Raw genomic sequence first — 12,073 nt, forward strand, 5'->3', positions numbered from 1 at the left:
TATACTTCCTTTCTAATTCATAAATCGGCGAACAGAGTAAATGTCTTTGATTTGTTTGATACGTTCCACTACTTTATGCAAATGATTGATATTTTGGATAAAGATCGCCATATGGATCGTCGCCACTTTGTTACGATCAGACTTTCCAGAAACAGAGGAAATGTTTGTTTTCGTCTCATTGACTGCTTGAAGCACCTCATTGAGTAAGCCGCGTCTGTCATATCCTAATATCTCGATTTCCACATTGTATTCTTTACGGTTTCGAGCAGGCTGTTCATGCTCCCACTCTACCGGAATTAACCGTTCTTGCGCTTCCCCTGTCTTCACGTTCGGACAGTCCTCACGGTGAACAGATACACCTCGGCCTTTTGTAATAAAACCAACAATGCTATCACCTGGAACAGGATTACAGCACTTCGATAAACGAACAAGCAGGTTATCAATCCCTTTGACCCTTACGCCGGCTTCACGTTTTTTCCCGTGATACGGCTTTGACTCCACCGTCACTTCTTGGACCGTTTTCTCTTGTTCTTCCTGATCTCTTTGTTTTCTTTCTTTTTCTGTTAAACGATTCGCTACCTGGAGTGCAGTAATACCGTTATATCCAACGGCCGCATACATGTCTTCTTCGTTTGAAAAATTAAATTTATCGGCTACTTTTTGCAGGTTTTCAGCTGTGAGAATGTCTTTGACATCAAACTCAAGGTTTTTGATTTCTTTTTCAATGAGTTCTCGGCCTTTTTCGACATTTTCTTCACGGCGCTGTTTTTTGAAAAACTGTCTGATCTTGTGCTTCGCTTGGGAGGTTTGGGCAAGTTTAACCCAATCCTGACTTGGTCCATAGCTATGCTTTGATGTCAGAATTTCAATAATGTCACCTGTTTTCAGTTTATGATCAAGCGTGACCATCTTGCCGTTGACTTTGGCGCCGATCGTTTTATTCCCAATTTCCGAGTGAATCCGGTAAGAGAAGTCAATCGGAACTGAACCAGACGGCAGTTCAATCACGTCTCCTTTCGGTGTAAAGACAAACACCATATCAGAAAAGAGATCGATCTTTAACGATTCCATAAATTCTTCTGCATCTGTGGATTCATTTTGGAACTCAAGAATTTCTCTAAACCAAGACAGCTTCTTTTGGAATACGGCTTCTTCCGTTGATTCTGCTGACTCTTTTCCTTCTTTGTATGCCCAGTGTGCCGCAATCCCGTATTCTGCAATTTCATGCATTTCAATTGTACGGATCTGGACTTCAAGCGGATCACCTTTTGGACCAATCACGGTTGTATGAAGGGATTGGTACATGTTCGGCTTTGGCATCGCAATATAGTCCTTAAATCTCCCTGGCATCGGCTTCCAGCATGTATGAATAATACCGAGAACTGCATAGCAGTCTTTGATACTGTCGACCAAAATACGAACTGCCAGCAAATCATAAATTTCATTAAACTGCTTATTTTGCATGACCATTTTGCGATAGATGCTATAGATATGTTTTGGTCTGCCGGAAAATTCAGCCTTGATGTTGACCTCAGACACGCGGTCTTTTACTTCATTGACAACCTCGTCCAAGTATTCCTCACGTTCAGCTCTTTTGCGCTTCATGAGATTCACAATCCGGTAATATTGCTGCGGATTTAAATAGCGGAGTGCTGTATCTTCAAGCTCCCACTTAATCTTTGAAATCCCTAATCTGTGCGCAAGCGGTGCAAAGATTTCAAGTGTTTCATTTGAAATTCTTCGCTGCTTTTCTTGCGGAAGGTGTTTGAGCGTTCTCATATTGTGAAGACGGTCTGCCAGCTTAATTAAGATCACGCGAATATCCTGTGCCATTGCAACAAACATTTTCCGGTGGTTTTCGGCCTGCTGTTCTTCTTGTGATTTATATTTAATCTTCCCGAGCTTTGTCACACCATCAACAAGCATCGCCACTTCTTCGTTAAAGTACCCTTGTAAATCCTGTAATGTCACATCTGTATCCTCGACGACATCGTGCAGGAAGCCGCCCGCAATGGTCGATGGGTCCATTTCAAGGTCCACAAGAATTCCCGCCACTTGAATTGGATGGATAATATAGGGCTCACCAGATTTCCGGTATTGCTCCTTATGTGCATTTTCAGCATATTCATATGCTCGCTCTATAAATTGAATATGTTCAGCGGACAGGTATTCTCTTGCCTTGTCAATGACCTGCTGCGCCGTTAAAACTTGTTCGTTCGCCATGGAATCACCTTTTTAAATGAAAACTGTATTGTAGTTTATTATCAAGAAAAAATCGATAGATGTAAAGAGAAGAAGTCCGCTAAAAGGTTTTTGATAGGAAAAAAGCACCCTTCTTACTGAGTGCTTTTTTCGTAAAACTCCATTAGTATTGCATTAACGTTAAGATATCGTAACCGTCAAGCTTCTTTCTGCCATCAAGATACGTCAGCTCAATTAAGAATGCAATCCCTGCCACAACGCCGCCTAATTCCTCTACAAGCTTGATGGACGCTTCAATTGTTCCACCAGTCGCAAGTAAGTCATCTGTAATCAGTACACGCTGACCAGGACGAATCGCATCTTTATGAATCGTTAATACATCTTTACCGTATTCTAAGCCGTAATCGACTTTAATGACTTCACGAGGAAGCTTCCCTTCTTTACGAACGGGTGCAAATCCTATACCAAGCGCGTATGCTACAGGGCAGCCAATAATGAATCCACGCGCTTCAGGTCCAACAATGAGGTCGATGTCTCTTTCCTTCGCGTATTCAACAATTTGATCCGTTGCATAACGGTACACTTCGCCTTTATCCATTAACGTTGTAATATCTTTAAATTGTACACCTTCCTTTGGGTAGTCAGGTACAACTGTCACATATTGTTTTAAATCCATCTTTTCCTTTTCCTCCTCGTACGTCAAAGCACAGGTGAGACTTCGCTCATCATGCTGTTCAGCCATTCCTTCAGCTCTTTGGCTGAGGAATATGTTAGTGTTTGATCGAGTTCCATCAATCGTTGTTTTGCTGTATAGGACACTGATGCGGTTAAATCTTTTTTCGGGGCATCAAGTACTATTGACAGCACACCATTCTCTATTTTAACAAAACCGAGTTCAAAAAACACCTTTGTCATAAAAATGATTGTATCTTTTGTCCAACCTCTATGCTTGGCAAGCTCCATCCCTTGTTCTTTGAGAGGAAAACTTCCCCGTTTTAACAAGAACCCATAAAACCATTTGAATTGGTCACGGCTAGGGAAAGAAGACATAAAGTGATCTTCTTTTCTTTGAAAGACCGTATAAATTCTGGCTGGTTTTTGATTTTCTAAAAGCAGCTTAAGCAAGTGCTCATCTGCGGGAACATCCGCAAAGACCACATACTTGTCTTGCACATCAAACGTTGAAACATTTTCTGCATGTACATGATGAACCGGGATATTGACTTCATGTTTTGTTTCTTCATCAAAACAGAAAACAAGATATTTTTCTGGATCAAGCGTCGAAACTTTCTTTTCCCAATCCTTTTTCCCGCGTAAATCAAACAGCTGCCATTCATCTACTCGGGCATCTTTTAGCATGAGCTGAGGTTTCTTCCGGTTATTCCATTCATTAATTGACATTTCGCCAATCACGGAAATGCGGCTTCCCGGGACGAGCTCTTCTTTTAATTTACCTTGGTGAAAACCGACACAGTCAAGCAGCTTGTCTTCGTCTTTCAGAGACATTTTAATGTGATGATGATTTGCCCCAATCGTTCGGATGTCTTCGAGCTTGGCATCTTCAATCATAATGAACGGCTTTGGATTGTGCATGCCAAATGGTGACAGCATCCCCACTTCTTCAATTGCTTGAACCGTAATTTCGTCTACTTTGCACACTGCATCGACCCGCTGAATCGGAATAAAATCTTCTTCTGTCAACGTTTCATTTGCATATTGATTCAATCTTTCTCTCAGTAAAGGAACATCATCCGCTCGAAGTGTCATACCTGCTGCCATAGGGTGCCCGCCGAAATGCGGCAGGATGTCGCGGCATTTGCTCAAATGGAAAAACAGATCGAAGCCAGGAATGCTCCGCGCTGATCCTTTTGCCATTTGCGTGTCTTCATCTATCCCAAGCACAATCGCCGGACGAGAAAATGTGTCAGTCAATTTAGAGGCCACAATTCCGACAACGCCTGGATTCCAGCCAGCTTTGGCGACAACGATCGCAGACTGGTCATCGCCCATCTCTTCGACCATTTGAGTGGCTTCTTCTGTAATCGCACTCACGATTTTTTGTCGTTCTTTGTTGAGTTCTTGTACAAAACGAGCGAGCTCTTCTGCTTCCTCGATATCCTCTGTCATCAGAAGATGAACAGCCGGATCTGCCTGCTCAATTCGCCCTACAGCATTCAGCCTTGGAGCAATTTGAAAGCCGACCGTTTCCTCGTTTGCTTCTTCGAGAGTGGCTCCAGCTTCTTTCATTAACGCTTTTAGCCCCGGTCTGTTAGACTGGCGAAGCTGCACGAGTCCTTTTTTTGCGAGCCATCTATTTTCATCATGCAGCGGGACAAGATCGGCAATTGTACCAATCGCAGCAAGATCTAATAGATGAACTGGCAGCTTATCAAGGAGTGCATGCGCCACTTTAAACGCAACACCGACACCGGCGAGTTCTTTAAATGGATACTCACAGCCCGGCTGCTTAGGGTGTACGATCGCAAGCGCCTCAGGCAGCTCATCACTTGGTTCATGGTGATCTGTGATGATCAGGTCTAATCCTATTTCTTTTGCAATACGTGCTTCATTCACAGCAGCAATGCCTGTATCGACCGTGATGACAAGCGATGCTCCTTGCTCTTTGATATATCGAAAAGCCTGTTCGTTAGGCCCATAGCCTTCTTTAAATCGATCTGGAATATAAAAATCTACCTTTGCAGATCGCTCTTTTAATGTATGTAAAAGCACAGACGTACTTGTCACACCATCCGCATCATAGTCTCCGAAGATCACAATCGATTCCTGCTCTTCGATCGCTTGGTTGATGCGCTCTACTGCTTCTTTCATTCCTTTTAATAGGAATGGATCATGAAATTCGGCTTTTTGATCAAATAAAAAAGACCTCGCTTCTTCTACTTCTTCGAGTCCTCTTTTTACAAGAAGCGATGCAGTCAGCGCTGAAATATTCAGATTTTCAGAGAGTGATTTCACTTTTTCTTCGCTTGGATGTTCATATTCCCAGCGCATTTTGGATAATAACATAAATTCACCCCTCAACCACACTATTATACTAGAGTGGCCTGAGGGGTTTCAATTTTTATTTTATGAAATTGTGCTGGAAGATTATTTTTCCTTCCGATCAAAGGACGCTGGCTCTTCTTTTAAAGGCGTGACATTCGATTTCTTTTGAACGTCTTTGTCTGCCTTTTTAGTAGAAACACTAGGTGCAGGCGTAACGGCTGCACGCTCAGCTTTTAATGTTTTTAGTTCACGTTTCAGTTTCACCATTTGGAAAATCCCCGTAAACGCCACAATGAGTCCGCCCATTAGAACAGAACCAATAATGACAAGGATGAGCGGCCATTCAGCGGTTCCAAATAAGTAGTCTACTTGCACAGGCCGCACATTGATCACGGCAAATACTGAGACAATTAATACGAAAATAAATGCGAATATGATGGTCCATTGTTGTTTATTCATCTACATATCCCCCAAGCTTTTTCTTTTATTCTTCCCTATTCCTTGTCCTTCTTAAACACAGAAAGAAAATAGCGGGATATAATCTATCAGCATGGGCACGATTAGCTGCTGAGTTTTTCTTTAATGAGGTTTTTTAATTCTTTTCTTTCCCCAGATATGACAAGGGTATCCCCTTCTTCAATGACCGTATCTGGCCCTGGATTTAAAATCTTCTCATGTGATTTTCTCACAATGGCGATGACTGTTACTTGATGATTTTGGCGAACATTGAGGTCTCCGATTGTCTGCTGAACAGCTGGTGCGTTCTTTTCAATCTTAAACCATTCAATCATCAGTTCATCAATTGCTACCTCAACTGTTTCAAGCACTTTTGGCTTATATACCATGCCGCCCAAAATAGCCGCGATTTGTCTTGCTTCTTCATCGTTTAGCAAGATGCCAGAAATACATTCTTCATGGTCGTCCTCTTGAAAATGATACATTTCTCTTCTGCCGTCATCATGTGTAATGATGGCAAGCTTCTCATTATTTCTTGTGATCATTTCGGCTTTGTGACCGATACCTGGCAGTTCAGTTTCCCGAACCTTCATAACAGCCCCTCCAATGAATAAAGCCAAATGCCTCAAATGGGCACTTGCTTTCTATACTGATCTAAACGTATGTCATTATAGCAAAAGACCATTTCAAGATCAATGAAACTCGAAATGTTTTTTCAAATCGTCTTATTGTTGTGAAATATACGGGGAATGAATGAAAAAAGACAAAGGGCTAAAATAAAGTTCATTTTAGCCCTTTGTCAACAGTCTAAGACTGCCAAACAGGCAGTCTTTCTAGGTTAAATATCTTGTTCTGTGTCTATTTTAGCCGGCTTTTTCAGCTCACGGCCTTTCCATATAAGCCAAATTTGCGCCGCAATATAAAGAGATGAGTACACCCCTGTTAATAAGCCGACAAGTAAGGCGATGGAGAAGTTTGTAATAGACGCTGATCCAAAGATGAGCAGTGCGACAACCACAACAAATACGGTCAGCACTGTGTTGATAGATCGCGTAAAGGTTTGCTGTAAGCTTAAGTTCACAATATACGATAGATCTTCAATGGTTTTCGGTTTGCGTTTCTTCATTTGTTCACGAACCCTGTCGAAGGTGACGATCGTGTCGTTAATCGAGTACCCGATGACCGTGAGTATCGCCGCAATGAAGGTGACATCCACCTCTAAACGCGTAATACTAAAGAAGGCTACGATAAAGAATGCGTCGTATAGCAGTGAGATAATTGTTGCAATCGCCATTTTATATTCAAAACGGACAGATACATATAAAATGATCCCGATTGAAGCAATAACGATAGCGTATAATGCATTACGGGCAAGCTCTTTTCCGACAGTCGGAGACACTGTACTTACGTTAGGCTCAGTTCCGTATTTATCTTTGAAGTAATCTTTCACTTCAGCGATCTTTTCTTTATTTGGCACACCGACAAATCGAACTGCTGCCTGATTTTCTTTTTGACCCGCTAACACAACACTGTCTGTCTCAAGATCTAGCTTTTTGAAGTCTTGCTCCACTTGCTCAGTTGACAGCTTGTGATCGCTTTGGATATCAATTCTTGTTCCACTTGCAAAATCAATACCCACATTCAGCTTGAAGATAGAAAGCACAATGATTCCAGCAATGGTGATAGCTGCTGAGAAAATCATAAAGCCTTTTCGTTTGCTGACGAAATCCCATTTATCATATGGCGTTTTCGGTTCGGTATTTTCTGTTGTTTCGTGAATATTCATGATGTCTTTTTTGCGAACACCAAACCAGCCTTTTTTGCGGTCAAGATAGCGGCTTTCAACAAGAAGGCCAAGAAGGAATCTTGATAGGAATACAGCCGTGATAAAGCTTGTTAAAATCGATAGGATCAGCATCGTTGCAAATCCTTTTACAGAGCTTGTCCCGAAGAAGAACAGAACCCCGCCGGCAATAATACTTGTTAAGTTTGCATCAAAGATGGTCGCAAATGATCTGCGGTTCCCTGACCTGAAAGCAGAACGGACAGATTTACCGAGCTTGAGCTCCTCTTTGATCCGCTCATAAGTGATAATATTGGCATCGACAGCCATCCCTACACCAAGAATCAGTGCTGCAATTCCAGGCAGTGTCATGACCGCGCCCATCCAGTCGAACACTTGCAACGTAATATAGATATAAGCTGAAAGTGTAATGACAGCAATAAGACCAGGTAATCGGTAATAAAGCAGCATGAATAAGAAGATAAATGCGATTCCTACAATTCCTGCGAATACTGTTTCGTTCAGCGCTTGTTTACCAAACTGTGCACTCACAGATGTTGAATATTTTTCAGTTAATTTTACTGGCAATGCCCCGGCATTTAAAATACTTGCAAGATCTTTTGCCTCTTGGACAGTAAAGTTTCCTTCAATTTGTACGTCACTGCTGTTAATCTCTTGATTGACATTCGGTGCAGACACATACTTGTGGTTTGATTTTGAGACTTCTTTTTTGAAGGAATCTCCTTTATGGTAATCAAGCCAAATGACAAGCTGGTTATTCGGTGCCATGGCCGCTACTTTTCTTGTCACGTCACCAAATTTTTTCGCGTCCTTTAGTTTGACAGTGACAATCGGCTCATTCGTTTGATTGAATGTTTGTTTTGCACCGTTTTCAACAAGATCAGATCCGTTCAGGAGCTCTTTATCATTCGTATCTCTGAAGGAAAGCTGTGCTTCAGTTGAAAGAATCTCCCTTGCTCTGTTTTGATCTTTTACCCCCGCAAGCTGTACGCGGATACGGTTGTTGCCTTCAATCGAGATGTTCGGCTCACTTACACCAAGCACGTTGGCTCTTCGGTTTAAAGCCTCCACCGTACTGACGAGAACACCATTTGTGATCTTGTCCTCTTTTTTCACTGGGTGTACATCATACAGAACTTCAAATCCACCCTGCAAATCCAGCCCTAGCGTCATATCTTTCGCAACAGGCTTTGTCAATAAGCCCACGCCAGTTCCGATTAACAGAACCACTAAGAAAAACGCAAGAATGCGCCCTTTTTTCATTATGTATTTCCTCCTTAAACACCTGAATCCATTAAGATGGCTTATTTCAACAGTTCATCTAGCATATTCTTACCATCTTCACTGTCCAAAAAAGCAGACGTTTTAAACGACTGAACGGTTGCATAGTTCATAAATTCGCCAATTTTCACAGATAAAATATCTGCAACCATTTCATGAATCGGATACTCTTGTTTTTTCTTCCACTTCTTATTCTCTAAGTATGACCATAATTCCTCTAAATCTACATCTTTATAGCCCAAAACGATGAATTCTTCAAGCTTACTGAACAGAAAAGGCTTTAAATGGTCTTTGTATATAGCAGCCGGATGTTGTGTCAATGTGAGGCTCCCCCTTTTCAGTTTTTTATCGAGAGACTTGTCATGCTTGGACGATATACACGCATATCTTATTGTATATGATTCTATGTCGTTTGAGAAGGCAGGTGATCTTTGATTTGACGAAGCAAACGTTTTTAAAAGGGACAATTATTTTAATTTTAGCAGGTTTTATCACGAGAATATTGGGTTTTGTCAATCGAATTGTCATCGCACGGTTCATTGGCGAAGAAGGCGTCGGGCTTTATATGATGGCTGCACCTACTTTTTTTCTAGCCGTGACGCTGACACAATTCGGACTGCCTGTCGCCATCAGTAAGCTTGTCGCAGAAGCAGAAGCCCGGGGTGACAAACAGAAAACAAAACGCATTCTGGTCATGTCCCTTGCGATAACAGGAACACTCAGCCTTATTTTCACACCGCTTTTTTTATGGTTTGCACCAATTATGGCGGAAAATATGCTGACAGATCCTAGAACGGTGTATCCACTGCTTGCCATTACACCAGTCGTACCTGTCATCGCCATCTCCAGTGTGTTAAGAGGATATTTCCAAGGAAGACAGCAGATGAGTCCACTTGCGATGTCTCAAGTACTGGAACAGGTCGCAAGAATTTCTCTTGTGGCGGTATGTACAACGGCTTTCCTTCCTTATGGAATTGAATATGCGGCAGCCGGTGCGATGATTTCATCTGTTATTGGCGAGATGATTTCACTTGCTTACTTACTGATCGCCTTTCGATATAAAAAGACCATCCGTATTCGAAAGCAATTTTTCAAGGCGATTCATGACGGGAAGGACACATTTAAGCAGCTGATGAGTATTGCCCTGCCAACGACAGGCAGTCGTTTCATCGGCAATATTTCGTGGTTTTTAGAGCCGATTGTTGTCGCACAAAGCCTTGCCATTGCTGGATATGCGGCTGTTGAAGCGACAAGACAGTATGGGGAGTTGACCGGTCTTGCACTGACCCTTTTGACACTACCTAGTTTTATTACGTATTCACTCTCCACCGCATTAGTCCCAGCGATTAGTGAAGGAATGGAGCAGAACAAACGCAAAACGGTGGAATACCGGCTGAGACAGGCGATGCGCCTTTGTTTACTCAGCGGAGGAATTTCATGTATTATTCTTTTCGTTTATGCAGAAGATTTAACGCTCTTCATGTATGGTTCATCGCATGCGGCCATCTATGTGAAATTCATGGCACCATTTTTTCTTCTATATTATTTTCAAGGGCCGCTCCAAGCCGTCCTTCAAGCATTGAATTTAGCTGGTGCGGCCATGACCAATAGCCTGATAGGTGCTGTTGTGAAAACAGGGATGATCTTCGTCCTTGCTTCCCAGCCGAGCTTTGGCATTATGGGCGCAGCCCTTGCGATACTGATCGGCATTGTCCTTGTCACATTGCTCCATGCGGCAACTGTCGGAAAGGTTCTGCCTATTCACTTACCATTGAAGGAATATGGTATATGCGTCCTTGTGATCATAGGCACGGGAGCTGTCAGCTTATGGATGAAGTCTCAAGTCAGCGGACTCTTTTCTGCCCCTCTTGAGCTTGTGATGCTGATCTTTGTCACATGCATCTTGTATGTCATTCTATTAATCTGTCTTGGGTTAGTGAAACGAGAAGAGCTGCGCCGCATCCCATTTATCGGGAAGCTGCTATAGCTCATCTCTTCTTGATCACTTCATCTTTCAAATCAATATAAAACGTTTTTTGATTAAAGCTGCAGAAAGAGATTTGGTCAAGATCATAATAGCCTCTTTTGGCAAGCTCATCTTTCAGCCACTGTTCATTTTGATTAATTTGCTTAAGATGGTCATGCTGCACGATACCGTCTGCAATAAGAGGAAGCTCAAGCGCAGCATGTATGTGCTTGTTTTCTTTTTCGACGACGGCGAGCTTTCCTGATGGCTCTAAGATGGCGTATGAGACATCCTGAATACTATCGATGTTATTTTCTCTTAATTGAATGAGCAGATCATCAAAATTGTATCTCTGTTTTCTCATCGCCCCCTCGTCTATTTTCCCATTGATGATGAGCAAGGTCGGTTTGCCGTCAAGAAAGCGCCGGACACCTTGAAACTTTAATGAGAGGTAGGCAAGTGTGATTTGAATGAAGGTTAACAGCAGGATCGGCCATACCGTATGTAACATATGACCCTCTACTTCTTCTATCGCCAGTACCGCAATTTCAGCGATCATCATAAAAATGACAAGATCTAAAATACTAAGTTCTCCAATCTCTCTCTTTCCCATTAAACGAAAGATAAACCAAATGAGAAAATATAAAATGACCGTTCTTATGGAAATGATTAAGATGTCCTGCATGTGATGTAAACCCTCCTTCTCCATCATAGCTTGTGTCAAAACACTTTATTTATGTAGAAAAGAAAGCCTCTGTTTTTATCGTGAGAAACATGTCTATTTTTTCTTCGTCGTGAATACATTTTAGTAAAAGACAAGCTTCGGTCAATTGGAGAGGAGACGAATCACATGCAGGAAACGAAACAAATAGGAAAAGGCATTTTATCCGGCTTAATTGCCATTTTTGTCGTGATGATTGTCACAAGCTTACTTGTGTCACTCATGCTTAGCTTTACAAGTATGCAGGAATCATCGTTTAAATGGATGATTATGATCTTGTCCTTCGTGGCACTTTTTTTAGGAGGGATCATTTCTGGGGGGAAAGCAAAGGAACGAGGCTGGCTCATTGGTGCCATCACTTCTTTTATCTTTTCTCTTACTGTATTCTTATTTCAGTATTTAGGGTTTGGAGAAACCTTTTCACCAGAGCAATTCATCTATCATGCGGCCTTTTTGGGGATTTGTATGCTAGGGGGAATGATTGGGGTCAATCTCCGTGGCAAATAAAAAAAGAGCGAATCATATCGCTCTCAGGCTGTCGAGAAAATCTCGACAGCTTTATTTTTCCCTTAAAATTTACATCTCCTCATTTTATAATAGAGAAAAGCCGACTAAAGGAAGGTGTTTTTCTCATGTTCCA

At 42.0% G+C, this 12,073-nt stretch carries 10 protein-coding genes; 2 read left to right on the forward strand and 8 right to left on the reverse strand.

What is annotated here, in order from left to right:
* Positions 1–12 precede the first annotated feature (12 nt).
* From ACSLGF_RS09610 to ACSLGF_RS09640, 7 genes are all read right to left on the reverse strand, one after another.
* Entirely contained in the window at positions 13–2,223 is a 2,211-nt protein-coding gene (locus ACSLGF_RS09610) for a RelA/SpoT family protein (RefSeq protein ID WP_456004738.1), read from the reverse strand.
* Between the two features lie 142 nt (positions 2,224–2,365).
* Complete coding sequence (locus ACSLGF_RS09615; RefSeq protein WP_034321337.1) at positions 2,366–2,878, reverse strand: adenine phosphoribosyltransferase; 513 nt, start codon at positions 2,876–2,878, stop codon at positions 2,366–2,368.
* Positions 2,879–2,901: 23 nt separating this feature from the next.
* Positions 2,902–5,226: a single-stranded-DNA-specific exonuclease RecJ gene (recJ, locus tag ACSLGF_RS09620; RefSeq protein ID WP_456004740.1), complete on the reverse strand. Its 2,325-nt coding sequence runs from the start codon at positions 5,224–5,226 to the stop codon at positions 2,902–2,904.
* Positions 5,227–5,307: 81 nt separating this feature from the next.
* Positions 5,308–5,664: a LapA family protein gene (locus ACSLGF_RS09625; RefSeq protein WP_456004743.1), complete on the reverse strand. Its 357-nt coding sequence runs from the start codon at positions 5,662–5,664 to the stop codon at positions 5,308–5,310.
* Between the two features lie 101 nt (positions 5,665–5,765).
* Positions 5,766–6,254, reverse strand: coding sequence for a cation:proton antiporter regulatory subunit (locus tag ACSLGF_RS09630; protein WP_456004746.1), 489 nt, complete (start codon positions 6,252–6,254; stop codon positions 5,766–5,768).
* 245 nt (positions 6,255–6,499) lie between these two features.
* Complete coding sequence (gene secDF / locus ACSLGF_RS09635) at positions 6,500–8,728, reverse strand: protein translocase subunit SecDF (RefSeq protein ID WP_456004749.1); 2,229 nt, start codon at positions 8,726–8,728, stop codon at positions 6,500–6,502.
* Between the two features lie 41 nt (positions 8,729–8,769).
* Complete coding sequence (locus ACSLGF_RS09640; RefSeq protein ID WP_003216788.1) at positions 8,770–9,066, reverse strand: post-transcriptional regulator; 297 nt, start codon at positions 9,064–9,066, stop codon at positions 8,770–8,772.
* Positions 9,067–9,182: 116 nt separating this feature from the next.
* Between ACSLGF_RS09640 and spoVB the strand changes: the two genes are divergently transcribed.
* Complete coding sequence (gene spoVB, locus ACSLGF_RS09645; RefSeq protein ID WP_456004752.1) at positions 9,183–10,733, forward strand: stage V sporulation protein B; 1,551 nt, start codon at positions 9,183–9,185, stop codon at positions 10,731–10,733.
* 1 nt (position 10,734) lies between these two features.
* On the opposite strand, the gene ACSLGF_RS09650 is transcribed toward spoVB, so the two are convergent.
* Entirely contained in the window at positions 10,735–11,397 is a 663-nt protein-coding gene (locus ACSLGF_RS09650; RefSeq protein WP_099727767.1) for a DUF421 domain-containing protein, read from the reverse strand.
* 165 nt (positions 11,398–11,562) lie between these two features.
* Here ACSLGF_RS09650 and ACSLGF_RS09655 point away from each other — a divergent pair, with 165 nt between their 5' ends.
* Positions 11,563–11,940, forward strand: a complete 378-nt coding sequence (locus ACSLGF_RS09655; RefSeq protein WP_099727768.1) for a TIGR04086 family membrane protein — start codon at positions 11,563–11,565, stop codon at positions 11,938–11,940.
* The last annotated feature ends 133 nt before the right edge of the window (positions 11,941–12,073 follow it).

This window comes from Bacillus sp. A015, assembly GCF_053851875.1.